At 59.5% G+C, this 24,175-nt stretch carries 22 protein-coding genes and 1 pseudogene; 13 read left to right on the forward strand and 10 right to left on the reverse strand.

The features are described 5' to 3' along the window. Window positions 1–2 precede the first annotated feature (2 nt). Both MFF62_RS05370 and MFF62_RS05375 read left to right on the forward strand, forming a co-directional pair. Window positions 3–1,031 carry a YheT family hydrolase gene (locus tag MFF62_RS05370; RefSeq protein ID WP_238260938.1) on the forward strand — a complete coding sequence of 343 codons (1,029 nt, stop codon included), beginning with the start codon at window positions 3–5 and terminating at the stop codon, window positions 1,029–1,031. A 10-nt stretch (window positions 1,032–1,041) separates the two neighbouring features. Continuing rightward, entirely contained in the window at window positions 1,042–1,620 is a 579-nt protein-coding gene (locus tag MFF62_RS05375) for a DUF2946 family protein (RefSeq protein ID WP_238260940.1), read from the forward strand. Between the two features lie 31 nt (window positions 1,621–1,651). Here MFF62_RS05375 and MFF62_RS05380 read toward each other — a convergent pair whose 3' ends face one another. Continuing rightward, on the reverse strand, window positions 1,652–3,538 hold the full coding sequence (locus tag MFF62_RS05380) for a beta-barrel assembly-enhancing protease (RefSeq protein WP_404990625.1): 1,887 nt from the start codon (window positions 3,536–3,538) through the stop codon (window positions 1,652–1,654). 172 nt (window positions 3,539–3,710) lie between these two features. Here MFF62_RS05380 and moaC point away from each other — a divergent pair, with 172 nt between their 5' ends. The 5 genes from moaC (at window position 3,711) to MFF62_RS05400 (ending at window position 8,413) form a co-directional block, all read left to right on the forward strand. Next, window positions 3,711–4,190 carry a cyclic pyranopterin monophosphate synthase MoaC gene (gene moaC, locus MFF62_RS05385; RefSeq protein WP_238260942.1) on the forward strand — a complete coding sequence of 160 codons (480 nt, stop codon included), beginning with the start codon at window positions 3,711–3,713 and terminating at the stop codon, window positions 4,188–4,190. 270 nt (window positions 4,191–4,460) lie between these two features. Next, window positions 4,461–5,315 (forward strand): tyrosine-type recombinase/integrase, encoded by an 855-nt coding sequence (locus MFF62_RS05390; protein ID WP_473700881.1) that lies wholly within the window; start codon window positions 4,461–4,463, stop codon window positions 5,313–5,315. 491 nt (window positions 5,316–5,806) lie between these two features. Further along, complete coding sequence (locus MFF62_RS30860; protein ID WP_404990628.1) at window positions 5,807–6,070, forward strand: type II toxin-antitoxin system HigB family toxin; 264 nt, start codon at window positions 5,807–5,809, stop codon at window positions 6,068–6,070. Window positions 6,071–6,078: 8 nt separating this feature from the next. Further along, window positions 6,079–7,293, forward strand: coding sequence for an ImmA/IrrE family metallo-endopeptidase (locus MFF62_RS05395; protein ID WP_238260946.1), 1,215 nt, complete (start codon window positions 6,079–6,081; stop codon window positions 7,291–7,293). Window position 7,294: 1 nt separating this feature from the next. Then, entirely contained in the window at window positions 7,295–8,413 is a 1,119-nt protein-coding gene (locus MFF62_RS05400) for a beta family protein (protein WP_238260948.1), read from the forward strand. 287 nt (window positions 8,414–8,700) lie between these two features. Here MFF62_RS05400 and MFF62_RS05405 read toward each other — a convergent pair whose 3' ends face one another. Beyond that, a complete protein-coding gene (locus tag MFF62_RS05405) occupies window positions 8,701–10,530 on the reverse strand; it encodes a hypothetical protein (RefSeq protein ID WP_238260950.1) in 1,830 nt (609 codons plus the stop codon). Between the two features lie 746 nt (window positions 10,531–11,276). Between MFF62_RS05405 and MFF62_RS05410 the strand changes: the two genes are divergently transcribed. From MFF62_RS05410 to MFF62_RS05435, 6 genes and pseudogenes are all read left to right on the forward strand, one after another. Continuing rightward, window positions 11,277–11,873: a recombinase family protein gene (locus MFF62_RS05410; protein WP_238260952.1), complete on the forward strand. Its 597-nt coding sequence runs from the start codon at window positions 11,277–11,279 to the stop codon at window positions 11,871–11,873. Between the two features lie 450 nt (window positions 11,874–12,323). Then, window positions 12,324–12,545, forward strand: a complete 222-nt coding sequence (locus MFF62_RS05415) for a hypothetical protein (protein WP_238260954.1) — start codon at window positions 12,324–12,326, stop codon at window positions 12,543–12,545. Window positions 12,546–12,556: 11 nt separating this feature from the next. Then, window positions 12,557–13,852, forward strand: a complete 1,296-nt coding sequence (locus tag MFF62_RS05420; protein WP_238260956.1) for a hypothetical protein — start codon at window positions 12,557–12,559, stop codon at window positions 13,850–13,852. A 693-nt stretch (window positions 13,853–14,545) separates the two neighbouring features. Continuing rightward, window positions 14,546–14,680 (forward strand): annotated as a pseudogene (locus MFF62_RS05425) (cyclic pyranopterin monophosphate synthase MoaC); the annotation flags it as partial. Window positions 14,681–14,918: 238 nt separating this feature from the next. After that, the gene (locus tag MFF62_RS05430) at window positions 14,919–15,383 is read left to right on the forward strand and encodes a hypothetical protein (RefSeq protein WP_238261223.1); all 465 of its coding nucleotides are present in this window, start codon (window positions 14,919–14,921) and stop codon (window positions 15,381–15,383) included. Further along, window positions 15,380–15,904, forward strand: a complete 525-nt coding sequence (locus tag MFF62_RS05435; RefSeq protein WP_238260958.1) for a YMGG-like glycine zipper-containing protein — start codon at window positions 15,380–15,382, stop codon at window positions 15,902–15,904. Before MFF62_RS05430 ends, MFF62_RS05435 begins: the two co-directional genes overlap by 4 nt. Here MFF62_RS05435 and MFF62_RS05440 read toward each other — a convergent pair. The 8 genes from MFF62_RS05440 to recX form a co-directional block, all read right to left on the reverse strand. Further along, complete coding sequence (locus MFF62_RS05440) at window positions 15,901–17,742, reverse strand: PglL family O-oligosaccharyltransferase (RefSeq protein ID WP_238260959.1); 1,842 nt, start codon at window positions 17,740–17,742, stop codon at window positions 15,901–15,903. The genes MFF62_RS05435 and MFF62_RS05440 overlap by 4 nt on opposite strands. A gap of 123 nt (window positions 17,743–17,865) precedes the next feature. Next, entirely contained in the window at window positions 17,866–18,351 is a 486-nt protein-coding gene (locus MFF62_RS05445) for a pilin (protein ID WP_238260961.1), read from the reverse strand. A gap of 249 nt (window positions 18,352–18,600) precedes the next feature. After that, window positions 18,601–19,044 (reverse strand): pilin, encoded by a 444-nt coding sequence (locus MFF62_RS05450; RefSeq protein ID WP_238261225.1) that lies wholly within the window; start codon window positions 19,042–19,044, stop codon window positions 18,601–18,603. A 355-nt stretch (window positions 19,045–19,399) separates the two neighbouring features. After that, window positions 19,400–20,098, reverse strand: a complete 699-nt coding sequence (locus MFF62_RS05455) for a TerC family protein (protein ID WP_238260963.1) — start codon at window positions 20,096–20,098, stop codon at window positions 19,400–19,402. A 301-nt stretch (window positions 20,099–20,399) separates the two neighbouring features. After that, window positions 20,400–21,281: a succinate--CoA ligase subunit alpha gene (sucD, locus tag MFF62_RS05460; RefSeq protein ID WP_238260965.1), complete on the reverse strand. Its 882-nt coding sequence runs from the start codon at window positions 21,279–21,281 to the stop codon at window positions 20,400–20,402. Window positions 21,282–21,339: 58 nt separating this feature from the next. After that, window positions 21,340–22,506, reverse strand: a complete 1,167-nt coding sequence (gene sucC, locus MFF62_RS05465) for an ADP-forming succinate--CoA ligase subunit beta (protein ID WP_238260967.1) — start codon at window positions 22,504–22,506, stop codon at window positions 21,340–21,342. Between the two features lie 90 nt (window positions 22,507–22,596). Further along, window positions 22,597–23,268 (reverse strand): DUF2889 domain-containing protein, encoded by a 672-nt coding sequence (locus MFF62_RS05470; RefSeq protein WP_238260969.1) that lies wholly within the window; start codon window positions 23,266–23,268, stop codon window positions 22,597–22,599. Between the two features lie 341 nt (window positions 23,269–23,609). After that, the gene (gene recX / locus MFF62_RS05475; RefSeq protein WP_238260970.1) at window positions 23,610–24,062 is read right to left on the reverse strand and encodes a recombination regulator RecX; all 453 of its coding nucleotides are present in this window, start codon (window positions 24,060–24,062) and stop codon (window positions 23,610–23,612) included. Window positions 24,063–24,175 lie beyond the last annotated feature (113 nt).

Genomic DNA, 24,175 nt, shown 5'->3' on the forward strand with positions numbered 1-24,175 from the left:
CCATGACTCTGGGCAACACGTTCGGCGACACTTTCCAGATGCCCTGGTGGCTGCGTGGCGGCCACGCGCAGACCATCCTGCCCGCGCGCTTCACGCGGCATCGCCGCATCGCGTTCCGCCGCGAACGCTGGCAAACCCCCGACGACGACTTCATCGACCTGGACTGGACCACACACCCGGTGACACCTGGGGCGCCGCTGGTGGTGATGTTCCACGGCCTGGAAGGCAATTCCCGCAGCCACTACGCGCAGACGCTGATGACGGCGCTGCGCGACCGTGGCTGGCAGGGCGTGATTCCGCATTTCCGGGGCTGCTCGGGCCAGTTGAACCAGGCGCCGCGTTTTTATCATTCGGGCGATTCCGCCGAGATCCGCTGGGTCCTGCACCGCCTGCGCGACCAGTTGCATATCACCGAGCCCGGCCGCGAAATGCTGGCCGTCGGCATCTCGCTGGGCGGCAACGCGCTGCTGCGCTTTCTTGGCGAAGACGGCCGCGACGCGAGCTTTCTGCGTGCGGCGGCCTCCGTGTCGGCGCCGCTCGATCTGGCAGCCGGCGGCGCGGCTTTGTCGAGCGGCTTCAACATGATCTACACGCGCATGTTCCTGCAGACGCTCAAGGTCAAGTCGCTGGCCAAGCTGGAGCAGTTTCCGGCGCTGTTTGACCGCGACACCATGATGCGCAGCCGCGACCTGTACGCGTTCGACAACGTGGTGACAGCACCGCTGCACGGCTTTCGCGATACCGACGACTACTGGACGCGCGCCTCCAGCAAGCCGATCCTGGGCGAGATCCGCGTGCCGACGCTGGTGCTCAATGCCCGCAACGACCCCTTCCTGCCGGCCCGGCACCTGCCAGGCCCCACCGATGTCAGCGCCGACGTGCTGCTGGAGCAGCCCGAACACGGCGGCCACGTGGGCTTCATGACGCCGCGCGGCGGACTGCTCAGGCAACTGCCGCTGTTCCCGATGGCCGGCCACATCGAATGGCTGCCCGCGCGCATACTGGACTTCTTTGACGGCGTCGGCAAATAAAGGAGACACCATGGATGAAGTGGTAAAGCAAGCCATGGCGCGCTGGCCAAACGTGCCGAACTGCTTTGGCTGGCTGGCGCTGGACCGTCGCGGCCAATGGCGCATGCGCAACGAGTTCGCGCAGCAGCATGGCCTGTCGGGCGACCCGATCCGCCACGAGGCGTTGATTGCCTTTATCGAGCGCAACTACACGCACGATGGGCACGGCGCGTGGTATTTCCAGAATGGCCCGCAGCGCGTGTTTGTCTCGCTGGCGTACGCTCCGTGGATCGCGCGCCTGCATAACGGCGTGCTGACCACATCGTCGGACAAGGCGTTCACGCCCACCGCCTGCTTTGCCGACGAGCACGGCAATGTGGTGCTGTCAGGCACTGTGGAAGGCATGGACGGCGAGCAGGCAGCAGTGCTGCACGATCACGACCTTGACGCGTTCAGCACGGCCAGCGACTGGCACGGCGAAGCGTGCGGCGCCGCGCTGGGCGTGTTCCATTACGGCGGGCGTGATCTCGATATCGAACCGATCGTCGAGGCGGAAGTGCCGAAGCGGTTCGGCTTTGTCAGGACACCGGTCGCGGAGCAGGCAGCCTAGTCGGGCCGCCTGATTGCCGTTTGGCTTGCCGCTAGTTCGGCATGCCCTTGTTGTCCTGGCGATCTTCCTTGTACTGCAGCTGCAACTGGTGCAGCCGCGCATCGACTTCCGAGAGCGTGTAGAAGTCGCCGTCGCCGGCCTTGCGCGCGATCTGAAGCTGCTCGATGGCTGCCTGGTACGAGCCATCCATCGCATACTTCTCGGCCAACGCCTGATGCTGCTGCAGGCGCTTGCCCTGCGCGGCATAGGCACGCGCCAGCATCTCCCACCATTCCGAACGGCCGGTTTCCTCGCGCGTACGCGACCGGAGGAAGGCCACCGCATCGTCAAGTCGGTTCGACGCCAGCAACGTGTCGGCATAGGTCACGGCCGCCGCGTGCGATAGCGGGAACGCCTTCAGCGTGGCGGCCGCCTGCGTCAGTGCTTCCTGCGTGCGGCCCTCGCTGCGCGCCAGTTCCACGGCCATCACATCGAGCATCGGCGTGCCTGACGTGGCGCCCGGAATCGTGCCGTACAGGCGCCGCGCTTCGGCCAGGGCCTTCTCGGCGTCGGTAAAGCGTCCGAGTTTCTGGTTGGTGAACGCGATGCCGTAGTAGACGGCGGGCAGCCGCACTGCCGATACCGTGTTCAGTTGCGCCTTGAACGACGCCAGCAGGTTGCGCAGGTCATTGGGCGTGGGCGACTGCAGCACCGCCGCGCGCACACGTGCGAATTCGTAGTCGGGCGTATTGCCGACCTTGCGCGCGGTGACGTGGCGCACACGGTCCTGCATGTCGGCAATCCGCTCGGAGGTCAGCGGGTGGGTGCGCACGTAGGCGGGCACGGAATTGTCCGAGATACCCATCACGCGCTGCAGCCGCTGGAAGAAGTCCGGCATGCCCTGCGGATCGAACCCGGCGGCCGTCATGATCTGGAAGCCCACGCGATCGGCCTCGCGTTCGGCGCCGCGCGAGAACGACAGCTGGTTGGCAATCGCCGCGCCCTGCCCGCCCATCGCCAGCGCCGCCGCCGCATCGCCGCTCTTGGTAGCGGCCAGCCCGGCCAGCACCATCGACGCCAGCGCAATCCACATCGACTGGTCCTGGCTGGTAATGCCGCGCGCGATATGCCGCTGCGTGACGTGGCCGATTTCGTGGCCCAGCACCGACGCCAGTTCGGACTCGGTATCGGACTGCACCAGCAGCCCGGTATGCACGCCGATAAAGCCGCCCGGCATGGCGAACGCGTTGATCGAGCGGTCACGCACGCCGAACAGCTCGAAGCCGGTGGCAAACGTGCCTGCGCCGTTCGACCCCGCGATGTTCATGCGGCGCGCGGCCTGCACCAGTCGATATCCCAGTGCGTTCAGATAATCGTTGAGCAGCGGGTCGGACACGTAGTCGGGATCGCGCCGGATGCTGCGCATGATCCGGTCGCCGAGGCGCTTTTCCATGTCCGGCGACAGCGATGCCGTGGACGGGTCGCCCAGGTCGGGCAACTGGATGCCAGCACCCTCCACCACCGTGTTGCCGCTGCGCAGTCCGAATTCCGATTTCTGGCCCGCGCGGACGCTGCGGTTGAGGTTGTCATAGACCTGGTCGCTGACACCGCCGCCGATGTCCGGGGCGGCGCTCGGTGCCGTCAGCTTCGGAATGCCCGGCGCGGCCTGCGTGCCTGACGACACCCCGGACGTAGCCAGCTTCGCATTGGCCGCCGTCGCTGCGCCGGACCGGGGTGCCTGCGACGGGGTCGCGGCCGGCGTCGACTGCGGCCAGGCTGGCGCCGCCATCGTCAGCACGAGCACGGCCGCCAGCGCACGTGCCGCATGTGACGCACGGACGGCCGGCAAGGCGTGATCGTTGGCGCTGGGTGGGGCGCTGGAGCGGGCGTGGGCACTCGACCGGACGGGCAGGCGGCGAGGCCATGATGTCTTGAGCATGTTGCTATGATAGCGGCCTCCGGATGCCGTTCCCATCGGGCAAGCCCCAGCGCGCGTTGCCGTTGTTTTGCGTCACGATGCGCCCCGGTGGCGGCGTGTTCCCGCACCGTTCCACCTGCGGTCGTACCGCCCGCATCCACCCGTACCCAAGCCCTTTTATTCCTTCGCGACCATGAGCCAACTCACCCACTTCGACACCGCCGGCCGGGCCCACATGGTCGACGTCGGCAACAAGTCCAGCACGCACCGGGTGGCCGTGGCCACCGGCACCATCACGATGCTGCCCGAGACCTTCGCACTGGTGCGCGATGGCACGGCAAAGAAGGGCGATGTGCTGGGCATTGCCCGCGTGGCCGCCATCATGGCCACCAAGCGCACGTCGGACCTGATTCCGCTGTGCCACCCGATCGGCCTGACACGCGTGGCAGTGGACTTCGCACTCGATGCCCCCAGCTCGACCATCGCCTGCATCGTGCGCACCGAGACACACGGCCAGACCGGCGTGGAGATGGAAGCACTGACCGGCGTGCAGGTGGCCCTGCTGACGATCTACGACATGTGCAAGGCCGTCGATCGCGGCATGGTCATCGGCAATGTGAAGCTGCTGGAGAAGCATGGCGGGAAGTCGGGCGACTGGGTGGCGGGAGGCTAAGTAGTTGTTTTGTAAGCCTTAGCCCGAGACGAACCATTGGCTACCGGATTTACTAGCAGCATCGCTGGCTTGACCTGCGAAAGCACCAGGGAGTGGCGAAACATCGATCTTGTCCAAATTCTGTCCAAGTGAGGATGGGAGATGGCATCGATAAGACATCGAGGAAGCAGGTGGCAGGCGCGGGTAACACGGATCGGGTTCCCGCCCGAAGTGAAGTCTTTCGAGACACGGCAGGACGCCGAACGTTGGGCAAGGTCTATCGAATCGGAGATGGACAAAGGTAGCTACGTCAGCCGAACCGAGGCGGAGGCGACCACGCTTGGACAGATCCTCCAACGGTACATCGCAGAGGTTTGCCCTTTAATGCGAGGCGGGGCTGACGACACCATCCGGCTGCGTGCGATGTGTCGGACCAGATTTGCGAGGCTCAGTATGGCTGCGCTGACCCCGATGGCAATCGCCACGTATCGAGATGACCGCCTGAAGCAAGTGAAGGCGGGGACGGTAATCCGCGAACTGGCCTATTTGTCGGCGATCATCAACCACGCTCGTCGAGAGTGGGGGATCAATGTCCCAAACCCGGTCGCATCTGTTCGCAAGCCGTCAGCGCCGCAGGGGCGTGACAGGGTACTGTCGGCGGAGGAAGAAGCCCGCTTGCTGACTGCATTGGCCCCTACCGGTCGTCGAAATCCGTGGCTACGCCCAATGGCAATCCTGAGCCTGGAATCGGCAATGCGGCGGGGTGAACTTCTGCAACTTCGCTGGGCAAATATCAACTTGGAGGACCAGACGGCATTCTTGCCTGTGACCAAGAATGGCACGGCGCGGACAGTGCCCCTGTCCTTGAAAGCTGTGGCTCTATTGCGCGACTTGCCAAGGTGCATCGATGGAAGCGTATTCCCGATCAATGCCCCGGCCCACCATAAGGCATTTAAACGGGCATGCAAACGGGCTGGACTGGTGGACCTGAACTGGCATGACCTTCGTCATACGGCGATCACTCGGCTGGCCACAAAGCTGCCAAATCTGATCGAACTCGCGGCAGTATCTGGACACCGCAGCCTGACGATGCTGAAGCGGTACTATCATCCGTCTGCGGTCGATCTGGCGAAAAAGATCCGTTGATCAGGACCGTGAAATGTCACACTCACTCGCACAACGTGAGACCACACTTCACGGCTTAGAACTGTCCGTGCTGACGGTCAGCGTGGCTTGAGCGAGCAATCAATGACTCGAGGTGCTACTTCGCACCCCCCGAGAGTAACAAGCAGTGATAACTCTGGTCTGTGAACGCGATACACGCGAGATCGGGATCCGGGTACATCGCTTCCCAGCACTGATTTCTTCCCACTCTGCCCGTAGCATTTTGGATAGTTTGCTATCAACGGCAGGCCGCGCTGTGTTGGACTGCACCGCTAACTCGCCGGCCTTCGGAGAAGTAGCGCACGTACGCGGAAGCGCTCAGTGCGTCCTGGCCGTAACACCAAAATGCAAGTAGCTCCCGCCCATCAAGTCCGTTAGTCCCTGAAGCGCCACTTCAATGTTCCCACAATGGGAACTTGACTAGCCCAGCACACAGGGGTACATTTGTTCCCACGTCGTGAACAGATAAAAATATGAAATTGCACGGTAGGAACAGGCTGCAGGAGCTGTTCGGACTGGATGACCAGACCGACAGGTGGCTTCGCGCCTGGATTTCAGAGGTAGCGAGTGCAAACTGGAAGCAAGCCAAGGATGTGCTTCGTCAGTTTCCTCAAGCGAAATGGGTTACAGACAACGTTGTCCAGTTCCACGTAGAGCCTCAGGCGGCGTGGATTGAGGTGGCGATGTCATTCTCACCTCCCGTGGCCGTCGTATGCGATCTGAAGCGCACAAAATAGCGATGTTAATGGACACCAAAGTAATCCGTTCCGAAGAGCAGCATCAGGCATATCTTGCCGAGATGCAAAGTTTGATAGCAGGCAACCCGAGGCTTGGGAGTCATGAGGCTGAGCGCCTGGAGTTGCTGTCTGTACTGATTGAGGCGTACGAGAACCAGAAGTATCCGGTTGAAGCTCCGGACCCGATTGATGCAATCCTTTTCCGGATGCAGGAGCAGGGCCTAAAGCAAGCCGATCTTGTCCCCTATTTCGGGACACGCAGCCGAGTTTCAGAGGTTCTAAGCAGAAAGCGCCCCTTGACGATCCCTATGATTCGCGCCCTTTCTAGCGGTCTTGGGATTTCGGCAGAGACGCTTCTGGGAGTTGAGCCTGCAGATGCTTCGCGACCACGAAAGGATGAAGTGGATTGGAGTGGATTTCCTGTTAAGGAAATGATTGCGAGGGGCTGGCTTCAAAGAATCGCGAGTAAGGCCAAAGGGTCTACGGAAGACCTTGTTAAGGGTTTTATCGCGGATGCAGGCATGCAGCTTGGAACAGCCGCCTTCCGACGCTCCTTGCATGGTGACGCCTACTCACCAAGTACGAGGTACGCGCTGCATGCGTGGCTAGCCAGGGTCATCCAAAAAGCGAGGGAAAAGAAGGGAAGCTTGGGGAGATTTGATCATGCCGGATTTTCGCCTTCGTTTTTGCGCGATCTGGTCCAGCTTAGTTGGTCAGACCAAGGCCCAGCACTTGCAGTCGAATTCCTCGAAAAATTTGGCATTGCAGTGGTCGTTGAGCCACCCCTCAAGGGAACCTTGCTTGACGGCGCAGCCTTGCATGACACGGATGGCACACCAATTATCGGGCTCACTTTAAGGTTCGATCGGCTAGATAATTTTTGGTTTACCCTGCTGCACGAGGTCGTACACTTGTGGAAACACGTAAGTCAAGAAGAGACCTTTTTGGATAACATGGATTCCTCATCAGAGGATCGCATGGAACTTGAGGCTAATCGGATCGCAAAGGAAGCATTAATACCTCGGGTAACCTGGAAACGTAGTGAAGCGTATCTAAATCCAAGCAGTGAAGCTATTGACAAGCTCTCCAGGGAGCTAAAGATTCATCCCGCAATTATTGTAGGCAGACTAAGGAAAGAGCGGGAAAACTACACTTTGTTTACCGAATTCGTTGGCCAGAACCAAGTGCGGAAGCACTTCAATTTGTCAGGAGTGGAGATCTAGTATGAGTCTCAAATACGTTCCGGTGATGGCTGCGAAGCGTGGCGAGTTTACAGCCTTAGCCAATCTCCGCACCTCGATCTCTGAGAAGATCATTCCGGTCTTTGAATTGCCATCAAAGAAGCCGGAGGCCATCCAACATGAGAAGAAGATTGCCCGCACTGCTATTGGCGCGGGAAAGGCATGGGCGAACCGCTTAGCGTTCCTGGACATCTCCAAATGGAGCCCGGACGCGCGTACTGAGAGTGGAATCCACGTCTTGGAATTTGCGTTCGGTCAGTTCCGCACTGAAGGAGTTGTGGTCCAGCCCGTTGTCGGATATGACCGCTGGGACGACCCTGCTTATAGCCTAGCATTGAAGAATATCAGGAAGGCGTATCAGATCACCCCCTGCATTCGCCTTGACTTGGAAGCAATCAAAGAAGACCTGGGCGATCTGGTGTATTTCGAAGGCAGGATGCAGGAAATTCTGGACGGACTTGATGTTGGCCCGGAGAACTGTTATGTGATGGTGGACTTTGGAGATGTCTCGAAGACTGCTGTGCCCGACATCATCCAAGCTACCGAAGACGCGGTTCAGGCGCTGCGTTCGATGGGATTTGGCCCAGTAGTTGTCGTCGGTGGCTCAATGCCCGCAGGAGTGAACGAAGCCGTAGATGCACCTGACACTGAGGGATGCATCCCACGTATCGAAATGTGGGCGTGGAAAGCGGTATTCTCTGGCCTGAAGGATGAAGGTATCGTCTTCGGCGACTACCTTATCCGGAGCCCCAAAGCCGCAGAAGGAGTGATCGCACCTGACGCAAATGGCAAAATTCGCTATACGATCGAAAATCAGACCTTCATCGTCCGAGGCCACACGAAGAGGCTGGACTCCCTGACAGTCCAGCACAAGGATCTTGCACAGAAGCTAGTCGCGTCTGCCCATTACATGGGCCCCTCGTTTAGCTGGGGTGACTCGGAGCTCTTGAATTGCAGCCTGGGGCTCAAGGAACTTCGCGAATCCACGGTCATGATCGCCGTTGACAGCAACCATCACATTCACACAGTAGTGGCGGAAGTATCGGAGCATCAGAGCAAAGTTCTCGCGGCCATCGCTACAACCCCGGAGAACATTGAGTAAGACAGTAGAGCGCTTGCCGCGCCTGCCCTTGGGGCGGTACGTCGCCAGATGTACCGCTCCAGCTCCTCGAGGACGTATCGCCAGCGCAGGCCCCCGGCCGTCCACAGTGTAGTCACACTGTTCGGATTAGCAGCAGGGCTTACCTGCCCAACATACCTCCCTCCACTGTAGAAGTCCCTTAGAGTGACAGGGAGGGGTACGGTGCCAGTCAGCCTCGGCGAGCGAGCCAGCGACCCTGCCCAGCGGCACCGCCCTTGACTAAGTTATCGACCTCGACGCATCTCCCCTCAATTGCGTGCTGCGTGCTTCAGTTGCTCTTTCAGTCTCTCGATTTGATTTTTGAGCAATCCATTCTCATCCTCAAGGCTCTTAATTCTATCTTCCTTCCTGTTGCTCATTTTTGGAAATGATAGAAGCATATCAAGCTCATCCTTGAAGGGCATTATAGGTTGATAGAGTTTATGAAACGCTCGCCCGACAGCACCTCTGAATAACTCCAAAATCGGCGCATGCTCACCGGATGAGAGCACGTGGCTCGTTGCAATTCCGGGGTACGGATCAATATAGACGATTTTGCTGATTCCGAGTTGATAGGCTTTCTTTGCGCACAGTTCACAAGGGCTTGCTGTAGTAAATAGGACGCCACCCTGCAGCTGCTGCCCACCGTATTTCGAAATCTGGAGAAAAGCATTTTCTTCAGCATGAAGTGACCGGGTGTGAACTTGGTTCTTTTCCTTGTCCACCTCATTCTGTAGATCCTTAAAACAGAAGCAAAGATTCCTACCATTCAGTGTCTTCGAGCCTAAGGCTCCAGAGAATTTATGTGAGAGCACTGCTCGGAAGGTGCCATCGTTCTTTTCATAGTGACTGTACGCTTTCTCGTCGATGCCATTGAGTAAATCATCGGCACTGCGTAAGAGGCATGGAACCTGGCCCTGAGCGGAATTATTCCACCCCACTGCCTTTACCGAATAGTTTGCATCCGTAACTACCGCTCCGACTTGCCGCGAAATACACCCGGAATTGTGCTTAACGCTGTAAGCGATTTGCATCCCACTCTCAATCGATGTAGGCATAATCAATCCGGGATGCATCATTAATGATACATACCACGCCAATTGACATCTAAGTTGGCTGTGCCCGTACTGATCGGTACGTGGATTGTTTACGTGGATATCCGCTATCTCAATACACTTCTGGATATTCTGGGATGTATATTTTCTGTAACCGCTCAACTTATCAGGATACTCCTTGGCATCGAGATCAAGAATCTGCTGATCGGAGAATTTTCGACTATTACGCAAATGTGAAAGTCGATTCTCATTAGCTGTGTTGACAGCGAGCAAATGAAAATCTGCGTATCTTTCCTTGAGGAACATGGCCTCATAGGGATTCCGAATCGCGTCGATCACAATGTAGCAAGGCACACCCTCTTGGCGAGACACAAACCGGGCCGACTTGATGACCTTATTAATCGTTACGGAGAGACTAAATATCTTATCAGGATCGAACTTGCTATTGTTAGCGCATCCTGACGTCCTGATGTTATCTCCCACTATCTGATAGACCCTCGTATAGGCATCAATCGAGAGTTTTTTCAGATGTTCTCGGAGCTGATCAGAAAATAATGGAAGCCATTCAAAATAAATTTGATAGGCCACCTTCTTCTTGTTTTCTTGAGACTCAACTGTATCGTCCTTAGCACCCAAGTAATCCTTTATTCTTGCGTGCGCCTCCTCATACTCTGGTTTGAAGCTCCTGAGCTTCTCCCTAACATCTGGAAGATTGTCCCCGAGGATTTCGGCGACAAGTTTTGTAAACTCAGCAAAACTCAATACAAGAATATAACGCGTAATGACAGATCTCACTTGCAGCCATTTGAAAGGGTGCCAATGGGGCTCAAGGTAACGCTTAACTATTCTGAACTTTCTTGCCTCATTTCCGGTGTAGTGCGAAGCTCCGGCTTCTGGCAAATTTCGTAGATCGCCCGACAAAATCTGAGCAGTGGTGGAGCACCCGGAGCCAGTCCTACCTGTCAGTCCAATAACTATGAAATCACTGGACTCCTTAAATACATTCTCCAAGGCAACCGAAACCTTTTCCACATCCTCCAACATCTTCCATCTCCTTGTTGCTTATTTTTTCATTCAAAGCATTCTAGCAGTATTGACAGCCAGAGGGATCTTTCCGAATTTGCTTTCTTGAGCAGCTAACATGGGGCCGCCAAGCTTAGCTCGAAAACTGCGGCAGTTGCGTACCGTGTTGTCCACGCCAGGCACCGTAGGGGCTCGCCACCCCAAGAGGCTTTGGGGATCTGGCCAAGATAATGAGATTCCGTGGGGATAATGAGCTTTCGTCACGAGCAGCGGCGCCCCCCCATAGCTAGGTACTTACTTCGGAAACAACCCCCGTTTCTGCAGAGGTCGCCCACCCCTTACCCCCAGTACCTTTGGAAACCATGACCCTTTTCGGGGAAAGCCTGAAAGGCATAGGGGGTACTTTTTTTGGGAGTCTGAATATCTGGGGACGGTTTCCAGCGTGCAAGGCTCAACAACAGCAATAGCTCAAGGGCTTTAACCCTTTTTTGAAGATCGATTCGATTCGACTAGGGGGGGGTACTTGGGCAGAGCGGTCGGAAAAATCCTGACAGCGTCACCACAGCGAAACCCCAGGGACAGATCGAGGACCGTCCGAGGGACACGTTGAGAGAACTCAAGGAAATCCGTGGCTGATCTTCAAGACACTGAGGAGTACGGAATCGGTCCCTTTCGTACCCAAGTCGCACGATATGTACGAAAGTAAGCCTAGACAAATTTCGTACATAGAGTATTATTCGTACATCTCTTTCGTACACATTAGCCCCATGTCCAGAGTCTTCGCTTACTGCCGCGTCTCCACCTCCGATCAGACGACCGACAACCAGGTCAGGGAAATCGAAGCGGCTGGGTTTGCCATTCAGGCGAAGCGCATTGAGATTGAGGTGGTGAGCGGGTCCGTCGCTGCGTTTGAGCGCCCTCGCTTCTCGCGTCTGGTAGATCGCATGGAAAGCGGGGATGTCCTCGTCGTGACCAAGCTGGACCGACTGGGCCGCAATGCGATGGACGTGCGGAGCACCATTGATAGGCTGGCTGCTGATGGCATCAGGGTCCATTGCTTGGCCCTTGGGGGCGTGGACCTTACTAGCGCAGCGGGACGGATGACTATGCAAGTCCTTGCCGCCGTGGCTGAGTTTGAGCGGGACCTGCTCATCGAGCGCACGACCGCAGGTATCAGTAGGGCGAAGGCCGAAGGCAAGGCCTTTGGACGGCCCTCAGCGCTCTCGTTGGCGCAACAGGATGCTGTGCGCTCTCAACTCGCCCAAGGCGTCTCTGTGGCCCAGCTCGCGAGGGACTTCAATACAACTCGCCAGACCATCATGCGTATCCGCGCCAAGGACCAGGCGATCTCAGTTTCTATCTGATGCCCCTTGTGCCCCTGAGGAAGCGGGACCGAGAAGGGATGCTCCACAGCAGCAGTCTAGCTTGGAGTCTCGAAATTCGCGGCCAGTATCTCTGCCCCAACAGTTAGCCCCACGGGGCTGGCCCTACATCCCTCCGTCATAGGCGCGTTGACGTGGACTTCAATGTCGTCAAATGCCGCCGTAGCCCGCTCGCTCGCTCCGCACAACCTCCTTGCGGACATATGCATTCGCCACCGTCACCAAGCAATGCCGTCACTCCGTCTTGGACCGAAACTCTGATGTGATTCGATCTGATTTGATCTGATCTGATATCACAATCGAAGTAACCAATTCCCGCATGGATCATATCACGCTAATTCAAATGATTCCCGAGGGCCACGGGAGGTGATTAGGAGGCATGCACGGTCGCACGACTATCATTCATTTGTCACCGCTATCGAGAATATCGACATGAAGAGAATCAAACCCCCGATTTACCCGTGGCAGCAAGAACCCCTCTTTCCGCAAAAGCAAAAACATCACTCACTCGGAGTCCCAGTAACATCGGAGATGTACTTAAAAATACAGTGGATTATTAATAACAAGCCCGGCTATAGATCCATGCGAGCGTTTGCCGTGACAGCTCTTTCCAATGAAATAGAGCGGACACTAGCAGAGCTTGATATCAAGTGAGTATGCGCACCATGGATGCCGACGAGTTCTCTGTAATAGCCACGGAGGCAGAGGAGAACGACAGACCCATCAATGGGATGCGGGTAGCCGCAAGCGAGTCAGCTCGCGAAATGATCATCGACATTACTGGTCAGCTACTAGTTTTGGAAGACTACTATGAAATGCGCGAAAGGAAACGAAAAAAGACTGATCAACGCCTATTCGAGCAACAGGTCGAAGCAATTATATGCGACCTAATTCATCGTGATCTTACGAGACCTGGAAAATCCATTGCAGTACCATTCACCAAGGCCATCCTTGGTTCAAAGGATAGGTATCGCTCTCCCATATTGAACAAGACCCTTCCAACGGTCATCCGGAATATGGCGATGCCTGAAATGGACTTCCTTCAGCTAGAACTGGGATTTCCTCGTGCCTTTACCGAGCGGCCCGGTAGACAAACGACGATCAGAGCGAGTGATCGGCTGCGGGGACTCGCCTCACATTACGGTATTGGGCTTAAGGACTTGGGCATCCAGCTGGGTGGGGAGACTATCATCCTAAAGGAAACCAACAGCGGCCCCTTCGACAGGGGCGGACGCATCCAATACGTAGACACTGCTGATACGAATCGGTATCGGGAAGAGATGAGGCGAATCAATGCATTCCTAAGCGAAGCCGACATCAGTCTGCTGACCACCTCAAAGCCGATTGATGCAAATGATCGTTATCTCGTGAGGGTATTCAACGACGGAAGCTTTGCAAGAGGTGGCCGATTGTTTGGTGGATTTTGGCAAACCCTTTCGAGACAGGACCGGCAAGATTTGATCTTGATAGACGAAAACGACACCGTGACCCTGGACTATGGACAGATGGCACCTCGAATTCTCTATGGAATGAAGGGTGTTCAGCCTCATTTTGATGATGCCTACGCAATACCGGGACTCGAAGCGTACCGTACCGGAGCGAAGAAGGTTTTCAACTCCATGATCCACCCGGAAAAGACGTTATCACGCAAGCCCAGAGGGACTAAAAGCCTCCTGCCCCCTTGGCCTATTAAGAAAATAATGGACACCATAACGACATTCCACAGCCCGATTGCCGACCTTTTCTTCGCCGACAAAGGAATGGAAGTCTTTTTCATTGAGAGTCAGATTCTGGTTGCAGTGCTGCTCAAATTATGTGATCTCAATATTGCCGCCCTACCCATTCACGACGCGATTATTGTGGCCGATCATCATCAGGGGCAGGCCCAATCAATTATGCATGACACTTTCCTGACTATGACCGGCATCGAAGGAACTGTCAGCATCGAAAGCCCTAACTGATGGCGAATCTTGGCAATATGGGTCCAGTCCATAGCGGAGTCTGATTTCAGAATTACCATACACCCTACAAGACAGTACAGCAATGAATCTATAGACGTATCCATAGACAGATCATCATTGATGCTCTATGGATAGACAGATCATCTACTCTATAGAGATATACTAATACCATTATACTTAGATCTCTTCACCTTCCCTTATGAGGGGCCCATAGGGAAACTAGGTTTGCTTCGGAATGCCTGCAATCAAGGAAGACCGGAGACTGTCCTCGATACGTTCCTCTGCTCTCCAGCATGAAGCAGCTTTCCCTGTCGGACCATTTTTTACCGGCTCAGTGTAGGCACGGCATTTGATTGTCCAGTCGTGACGCCGGCAGAGGAAACCGGATTTCTCAATTCCTCCTCTCTTCAGTCCTACGCGGCCTCCACTGCCGCAAGCGACCAATACGAGATTCAGTCGCGGACCAGCGTTAGCCACAAAGCGTAGAGTGAATGTTCGTGCCAGTGGCCGTGGAACATCCTTCGGTTGTGACTCCAACGTGGATGCTCTGTCGCTAAGAATCCCCACATCCCGTAAACTTGCGTCTGGCACGTTTAGAGAGGCTGAATGTCGTCCAAGCCTTGTCCAAACGCTGTCCAATTTGATCAACGAATTTGGTCAAGATCGAACACCCTTACGCTTGCAAGTCCTTGATCTATATGGGGCGTGCAGGTGGCCCTGCTGACGATCTACGACATGTGCAAGGCCGTGGACCGGGGCATGGTCATGGGGAATGTGAAGCTTTTGGAAAAGCACGGTGGCAAATCGGGCGACTGGGTGGCGCCGTAATACTTGTCCGCGCCCCTGTCCGGACCGTAACGGCGATGTTGCGCGCCGATGCCTGCACACACGCCTCTGTTCGTGCCATTCATCCTGCCCGTAATAAAGGTAACGCGGCATTTCCAGATGGCCCACGGTGCCCCTGACTGCGGCAAATTGATATTCAATACAAAACGTCACGCCGGGCCGGTATGCCGGCCGCGCGCGTCAGGCGTTGAGTAACAGGCAAGTACTTGGGATGCAGATCATGAACGGGCGCAAGCTCTGCCAGGTGGCCCTGGCATTGGCCGCGATTGCCGCGGCGGGGTACAGCACGACATCGCTGGCCGGCGGGTATCACCACACGCGTGCCCGCGTGGGCGTTGGCGTCTACGTGGGACCGGGATGGGGCCCTGGTTGGGGTCCCGGCTGGGGACCGGGTTGGGGGCCGGGATGGGCACCCTATGGGCCGTACTACTACCCCGGCTACTATCCCGCGCCGGCCGTGGTGGCCGTGCCGCCGCCAAATCCGCCGCAATACATCGAACAGGGCAGCGACGGCAATCCCGCCATCACCGACGGCTCGTCGCCCAATGCCTGGTGGTACCACTGCTCGCAGCCCGAGGGCTACTACCCGTACGTTCGCGAGTGCCCCGGCGGCTGGCAGCGCGAGCAGCCGCGCGCCCCGTCTTCGGCCGCGCCCGTACCGGCCACGCCTGGAGTGACATCATGAGAATGCGGTCCCTGTGCCTGCTGACGGCAGCTTCGCTGGGGTTGGGTGCCTGCGCGGTAATGCCGTCGGGCCCAAGTGTCATGGCGCTGCCGGGCACCAACAAGACGTTCGACCAGTTCCGTGGCGACGACTACAACTGCCGGCAGTTCGCGTTTGGGCAGATCGGCGGGACGAGCCCGCAACAAAATGCCAATACGGCCGCCGTGGGAAGCGCCGTCATCGGCACCGCGCTGGGCGCGGCCGCTGGTGCCGCTTTCGGGGGTGGTGAAGGTGCCGCCGTCGGCGCCGGGGTGGGACTTCTTACCGGCTCCGCCGTGGGCGCCGGCAATTCGTACAACGCGGGTTATGGCTCGCAGCGTGCATATGACGCGGCCTACGTGCAGTGCATGTACGCCAGCGGCAACCGCGTGCCGGTGTATGGCCAGATGGTGACCGCCCAGCCGCCTGCACGCGCCGCCATGCCGCCCGCCAACTATCAGCCCTACTACCCGCCCCCGCCTCCGCCGGGATACACGCGCTAGTCGATACCCTGGCCGCCCGAGGCCGCCCGATGGTGGTCTCGCTGCTCGCGCATGCGGACCCACGCGCAGAATTCGCGCGGCCGGCGGTCGGCGGAGAGTGCGTCGCAGTCGCGCGCTAACGCGTCAAACTGCGTCGCTTCGTCGCCCTGATAGTAGTAGCGCAGACGCTCCATCCAGAGCCGTGCACGTTCCTGCTCGCCGGTCAGTGCCAGCAGCCATGCGCTGCGGCGAATCAGCGTAGGCGTGGGCAGCAGATGCAACGCCGCGATATGGTTCGGCAGCAAGCCGGCGGCGCTGCCCGGCGTGATTGTCGTATGTTCGGCCACATCGGACGCCGCGTGCTGCCTGAACCAGTAGCGCGGCATGGGCAGCGCGGCACGATGTTCGTCGCTCGCGTACTCGCGGGCTTCCACCCGCTTGTAGTCCTGCCACAACGTGGCCAGCACCACGGCCGACCCCGCCACGAACACCACGCCCACCACCGTGACCGCGAACCGTGGCCACCGCTTGCCGACGCCCGACGGTTCCAGCCAGGCCAGCAGGAAACAGAACGGCAGGAAGTAGTACAGGTAGTGCAGCGGATACTCGAGCATCGAGTGCGCCGCCAGCATCGCCAGCCAGATCAGGACCGGTACCGCCATGCCCCGCTCGGTAGCCGAGCCGCGCAAGATCCGGTCGCGCATCACACGCCAGAACCACGCCGCCAACACCAGTACAACGCCAGCCGTACCCACTGCACCCGTCTTGGCCAGCAGATCGAGCACCGCGTTGTGCGCGTGCAGTGACATCTCGGCCACCACTTGCGTCTGCGACGTAATCTGGAACTGCGCCCAGCCGAACTCGCCATAGCCGACGCCAAGCCACGGATGCGTGCGGAACATCGCCAGGGCCTGCGTCCACAGCGCGCCCCGATACGAAATCTGGCTACCCGACTGCAGTTGCGCCACGGTGTCGAACAGGCGCCAGTCGAACGCCTGTCCCGCCATCTTGATCCCGGGCTGCAATGCCGCGAAACCCACCACCAGCAGCACCGCGGCAGCGACCAGGCCGGGTGCCCGATGCATCGGGCTGGCACCGCGCGGCGTGCCGCGCGCCATCAGCGCCGCCAGCAACGCGTACACGGCGGTCAGCCCGACATGGACCAGCCCCGTGCGCGACCCCGACAGCACGATGCCACTTTCCAGCATCAACGTGGCCACGAGCCATGCCGGAAACTGCAGCCAGCTACGCGTCGCCAGCCAGATCGCCGCAGCCAGTGCCAGGCCATTGACCGTGGCCTGATGGTTGGGCTGGTTCAGGTTGCCCCAGAGGCGCCGGTTGGCATCGTAGAAATACTCGGAGACAAGCCCGAACGTCTGGTCTTCCATGTGGAAGACCTGAATCCATTGCGCCAGCGTGCCGAGCAGCCCGGCCACCAGAAAGGCAATGGCCAGCGCATCGACAATGGCAGCACGACGCTCGGAAGACATCCCCTGGCTCGTGCGCCACGCGCTCACCATGACGGCGGTGCCAAGCCCCAGCACCAGTTGCGTGGTCAGACGGCTGCCCGACGTATCGGCCATGCCCGATGCCGCTTGCAGCAGCGTGGTGCCGAGCAACCAGACCGGGAACAGCGCCACCCACGGAAAAGCCCGCGCAGCGCGCCGGTCGGTCAGGTCGGCCGGGTCCGTGCGCCCGGCCTGCATCGCCAGTACGGCCACCAGCACGACCCCGAGGACGGCTGCGGTCCATTCGCCGTAGAACGTCGCCAGCGGCAGCGTATGGCGGGAGACCAGGAACGGAACAGTAAAGGCAACGACAATGGCCGTCGCGGGAATCGTGGCTCGGTGGGCCGGCATGCGCACGGGGACTGGGAGGCAAAGGCGCCATGATAGCGTGGGCGCTTGTGCCCATGGGCTTTGCCGGTCAGTCGTCGAAGCCTTGTTGCGTTCCGAAGTCCAGAACGAAGTTGGCTAGTCCGTTCAGGTTTTGGTCGCGGCCTGATATGCGCAGGCTTGCGGCAGGTAGCGTTGTTCGGCGTTGGACGTGCAATCCCACGTGATCGATCCCTTGTCGGCGTTGCCCATCGTCAGCGTGACGGTCTTGCCTTGCAGCCCCTTCGATACCCCAGCGGCCTTGAACGTCGCGACGATCGTGCAACCACCGCCTGCCACCGCAGTACCTCCCGTCGTGATCCTTTCCACGTATGCGCCGGAGATATCCGTGGCAACCGGTATGCCGGCTGCGGTTGCGCTCGCGTTGCTCGGGCATGACCCCTCTTGCGAAAACGCCTCAGTCACCGAAGCCTTTTGCCCCGACCCCAGGTTCAGCCCCTCGGCGAACTGCGCGCGCGCCAGGTAGTCCTGGTATTGCGGGATGGCAATCGCTGCCAGGATGCCGATGATCGCGACCACGATCATCAGTTCGATCAGCGTAAAGCCGGCTTGGCGAACTCGCTTGTGTTGCATGTTGACCCCCAGATTGAAAAGTTGTCCTGTGATGGCACTACGCCGGCGGCGGCAAGGCCATCGGCAGGCCAGATCTTCACGGGTGTCATGCCGGTTCTGGATTGATGCAGCACAAGCTGACAGGCAATGTCGCAATCGCGGACAGGCGCGACAAAACGGGGATGCGGCGTTCGAAATCAGGCATTTCCGAAGCGCGGATCGGACGCTTCCGATCCGCGCTATCGTCTTCAGCAAATCAGCTCACGCGGCTTACTTGTCGTCCGCCGACGCTGTCAGTTGCCCGCAGGCCTGCGGCAGGTACTTCTTGTCGGCCGACGACTGGCACTTCCATGTGATCGAACCCTTGTCGGCGTTGCCCATGGTCAGCACCACATACTTGCCGAGCAGTCCCTTGGCAATGCCGGCGTCCTTGAAGTTCGCGGTGATCGTGCAGCCGCCCGCGTCACTGGCGGTGCCGCCGGTCTGCACGCTGCGCACGTAGCTGCCGACGATCGACGACGCGGCCGGAATGCCGTCGGTGGCGCCACTTGCGTTGTTGGGACACGTGCCCGTGTACGAGAAAGCCTCGGTGAGCGCCGCCTTCTGCCCCGAGGCAAGGTTGACCCCTTCGGAGAATTGCGACCGCGCCACATAGTCCTGGTACTGCGGAATGGCGATACCGGCCAGGATGCCGATGATCGCCACCACGATCATGAGTTCGATCAGCGAGAAGCCGTGTTGCGCGTGCCGGGCGTGGCGGTGCGATCCACGGAGGTTGGTGCCGAAGGCGTTGGTCTTGCGTTGCATGTTGACCCTTTCATTGAGTTTTGGATGGAATGAAATTGCGTCGCGCCGCACCCCCGAAAGGTGTGCGATGCGCCGCGGGGTCATGATCGGAAGAACCACCCCAGCGGCCCAATGACCTCGGACAATTCCCACAGAAAAGTGGGAATTGTTTGGAAATCCGCAGGAGTCCGTAGCGCGGAAGCCGCGCTTTTGGGTGTTGCAAAAACAAAACGGGCGACCCGCTTGGGTCGCCCGTTTCAGGCTCGTTCAGCTACCAGGTCGCTCAGGCGATCTTCTGCGTAGCGCGCTTCTGCAGCAGCTTGCCCAGCAGTACCACCAGCACGGCACCAGCCACGCCGAACACCAGGTGGGCGTGCGGCACGTTGACCTGGAACCAGGCGGCATCGACCGGATCGCTGACCAGCATTTCGCCGGCCAGGTAGCCCAGCAGCGCGGCGCCCAGCACGATGATGATCGGGAAGCGCTCCATCACCTTGAGCAGCAGCGTGCTGCCGAAGACGATCAGCGGAATCGACAGGCCCAGGCCGATGATCAGCAGCATCAGCTGGCTGCCTTCGGGGCCCTTCTGCGCGGCGGCGGCAACCGCCACCACGTTGTCCAGCGACATGACCAGGTCGGCGATCAGAATCGTGCGAACCGCGGCCCAGATGTTGTCCTTGGCGTCGTGGCCGTCTTCGCCGTCGTCGCCGGTCAGCAGTTGCACGCCGATGTAGACCAGCAGGATGGCACCCACGATCTTCAGGTACGGCAGGCTCAGCAGCTTGACGGCTGCCACGGTCAGCACCACCCGCATGATGATGGCGGCGGCGCTACCCCAGAAAATGGCTTTCTTCTGCTGCGCGGGGGGTAGGTTGCGCGATGCGAGCGCGATCACCACGGCGTTATCGCCCGACAGGACGATATTGGTCAGGATGATCGATCCCAGCGCAATCCAGAACGTGCTGCTGGACAACAATTCCACGGCTTGACTCCTCGAATTACAAAGTTATTTCCGTGCCCGCGGAAGCTGCCACTGATCGGCCAACTGCGGACTTTCGGATGTCTGAACTACCAGACATGAGATGTATCGTAGAAACCTTACGATTGGGTTTCATTGTGACGCAACGGTCCTCGGGAAATACCCTAGGGGCACCGCTCGCCAGAACGACATTGCCCCCGCCAGTGACGGCCGGGGGCAATGCGCGCGACCCGAAAGGCCGCTGGTACTGCATGCCGCACCGCGCTCCGGATCGTCCGGAATACGGTGCGGTATTCGACACTGCTTACAGCTTGGCCTTCAGCAGGCGAGCCATTTCCGACGGGTTCTTGGTCACCGTGATACCGCAGGCTTCCATGATTTCCAGCTTGGCCTGGGCGGTGTCGGCACCACCCGAGATCAGCGCGCCGGCGTGGCCCATGCGCTTGCCCGGAGGCGCGGTCACGCCAGCGATGAAGCCAACCACCGGCTTCTTCATGTTTTCCTTGATCCAGTAAGCCGCGTTGGCTTCGTCCGGACCACCGATTTCACCGATCATGACCACGGCGTCCGTATCCGGATCGTCGTTGAACATCTTCATCACGTCGATGTGCTTCAGGCCATTGATGGGGTCGCCACCAATGCCGACAGCCGACGACTGGCCCAGGCCCAGCGCGGTCAGCTGGCCCACGGCTTCGTACGTCAGCGTGCCCGAGCGCGACACCACGCCGATGCGGCCCTTGCGGTGGATGTGACCCGGCATGATGCCGATCTTGATCTCGTCCGGCGTGATCAGGCCCGGGCAGTTCGGTCCCAGCAGCAGCGTCTTCTTGTTCTGCTTACGCATCTTGTCCTTGACTTCCATCATGTCACGGACGGGGATGCCTTCGGTAATGCAGACCACCAGGTCCAGGTCGGCGTCGACGGCTTCCCAGATGGCGGCGGCAGCGCCTGCGGGCGGCACGTAGATCACCGAAACGGTGGCGCCGGTCTGTGCCTTGGCGTCCTTGACGCTGGCGTAGATGGGAATGCCTTCGAAGTCTTCGCCGGCCTTCTTCGGGTTCACGCCGGCAACGAACGCGTTCTTGCCGTTGGCATAGTCACGGCAGCCACGGGTGTGGAACTGGCCGGTCTTGCCGGTGATACCCTGGGTGATGACCTTCGTGTCCTTGTTGATCAGAATGCTCATTTGCTAGTCCTTTTAGTCGCCCCGCCCGGCTGTGGCCAGGCGGCAACGAAAGTTGTCCTTACTTGCCAGCGGCAGCGGCCACGACCTTCTGGGCAGCTTCTTCCATCGTGTCAGCCGAAATGATCGGCAGACCGGATTCAGCCAGCATCTTCTTGCCCAGGTCTTCGTTCGTGCCCTTCATGCGGACGACCAGCGGCACGCCCAGTTGCACGGCCTTCGACGCCGAGATCACGCCTTCGGCGATCACGTCGCAGCGCATGATGCCGCCGAAGATGTTCACCAGGATGGCTTCCACGTTCGGGTTCTTCAGCATCAGCTTGAAGGCTTCGGTCACCTTCTCGGTGGTGGCACCGCCGCCCACGTCCAGGAAGTTGGCCGGCTCGCCGCCGAACAGCTTGATGGTGTCCATCGTGGCCATGGCCAGACCAGCGCCGTTCACCAGGCAGCCGATGTTGCCGTCCAGCGAGATGTAGGCCAGGTCGAACTTCGAGGCTTCGATTTCGTTGGCGTCTTCTTCGTCCAGGTCACGGTACGCGACGATTTCCGGGTGACGGAACAGTGCGTTCGAGTCGAAGTTGAACTTGGCGTCCAGTGCGATCACCTTGCCGTCGCCGGTCAGGATCAGCGGGTTGATTTCGGCCAGCGAAGCGTCGGTTTCCCAGAACGCCTTGTACAGGCCTTGCAGCGCCTGGCGGGCTTGCGCCACGCTTGCGTCGGGCACGCCGATCTTGCGGGCGATGTCGTCGGCGTCGGCGTCCTTCAGGCCTTCAGCCGGATCCACCAGCAGCGTGTGGATCTTTTCCGGCGAATGGGCTGCAACTTCTTCGATGTCCATGCCGCCTTCGCTCGAGGCCATCAGGGCCACCTTTTGCGAAACGCGATCCACCACCAGCGAAACGTACAGTTCCTTCTTGATGTCGGCGCCTTCTTCGACCAGCAGGCGGTTGACCTTCTTGCCTTCCGGGCCGGTCTGGTGCGTCACCAGCGTCATGCCGAGAATGTTGGTGGCGTAGGTCTTCACCTCGTCGATGCTCTTGGCCACCTTCACGCCGCCGCCCTTGCCGCGGCCACCTGCGTGGATCTGTGCCTTGACAACCCACACCGGGCCACCGAGCTGTTCAGCCGCCTTCAGGGCCTCTTCGACCGAGAAAGCCGGGATGCCGCGCGGAACCGGCACATTGTATTTGCGCAGGATTTCCTTGCCTTGATACTCATGGATATTCATGCGTGTTTCCTTTCGGGTAGGCGTAAAGGGATTGGAAAAATAGTTGGAGACGAAGGGCTTGCGCCTGTTTCCTTGAGCCGACCGTGACGGTCAGCCCGACGTACCGTTGGGCCGGTGGGCCAGGGTGTCTTCGCCACCTGATGCGGGGGCATCGGCGCGTGACGCGGTCTGGGGGGACGACGCCGCAGCGCCGGCTTTCGGTTTCGGCTGGTGACCATACCAGCGCGGGTAAAACTGCCGAACCACCTCGCCCTCGAATTTGAGTGCGTGGCATCCATGCAGCTGCATGGGCGGTTCGGGATTGGGATCGTCGGCGCCGTCGCGAATCTTGAACACGTCGCCGGCAAATGCCTGGATGGCCGCGGTAGGCAACACGCCGGCCAGTTCCGTGAGGTGGGTGCAGCCGGCCACATGGCCAAGCCGCTCGCGCACCGCACGGCGGAAACCTTTCATCAGATTCAGACCGATCAGCTCGCGGTAGGCCGGGCCGATGGTGTCGCAATGCGTCGGATAGGGCACCCATTCCGAGCACGCCTCGGCGTCCACGATATTGAGGCGCAGATCGATCGTCACGCGCAGCCACAGGTCGTGCAACGGCTGGCCCTCGGGCCGGATACGGTTGCCCGCCAGTTCGATGTCGCGCGGCTTGGTATCGGTCAGGCGTGCCTCGATGTCCCACAGGCCGTCGTCCCGCAAATAGGCCTCGGCCGTGATGGAACGGCGATGACGCAAGGCACGATTGACGGGTGGGGAAAGCGGCATGACAGCAGGGGCTGAAGCGGCAGGCTGATGTGTGGCGGTATTCGGGGGCAAATCTCTTGGCGCACTCCGGGGCCATCTTCTGGCCGACGACCCGGTTTCAGCCGGGCGGCCGCCTGGGCCGGAGAACTCGTGGAGTTTAACATGCCGCGCTGCTTTGACCGGGAACATCCTGCGCGACAGTCTGTCCGGCGCGGATTGTTGCACGCCCGCTGGCGGCAAACCCGCTCCAAACATGGGTTTCGGGCCGACACGCCAGACTCGCGCTGCGTTGCATCAGTGGTACGACAACTAGGTTGACGCTTCACCTAATACCCCTTATGCGTACGCAGGTATGCAGATGGCTACGCGTCGTCCTCGGCACCCCGGATGATCTTGCCGATCACCGACCGCGAGAAGCCTCGCGCCATCATGAAACGGATCTGCTTGGCGCGCGCCTCAGGTGAATCAGGCGGAACACCGAAGCGCTTGCGCCACACCTCGGTTGCCCGCTCCAGCTCGGAGTCACGCAGCCGATCCTGGAGTTCACGCAGTTGCTCGCCGCCAAGCTGGTGGGTCTTGGCTTCCTGCAGCACGCGGGCGGCGCCATAGCGACTGGCACGCCGATGGACGAGACTGTCCACGAAGCGGTCGTTCGACAGCCAGTTTTCGCGCTCCAGCGCGTCGAGCAGCGCTTCGACTTCCTCGGCCGACTCGGCGTGCGGTGCCAGCTTGCGCGCCAGTTCCACACGGCTGTGCTCGCGGCGCGAGAGATAGCCGACTGCGCGGGCCTTGAGGGAGAGCGGAGGACGGGGCATCGGCGGGGAAATTCAGGCGGGGATGAGTGCCGGCATTGCCGGCGTCGCCGGCTCAGCCAAAACAAAAAAGCCGCCGCACAACCATGCGACGGCTTTTCTTGCGAACCACTTGG

This window comes from Cupriavidus pauculus, from assembly GCF_022179805.1.
Classification (GTDB): domain Bacteria; phylum Pseudomonadota; class Gammaproteobacteria; order Burkholderiales; family Burkholderiaceae; genus Cupriavidus; species Cupriavidus pauculus_E.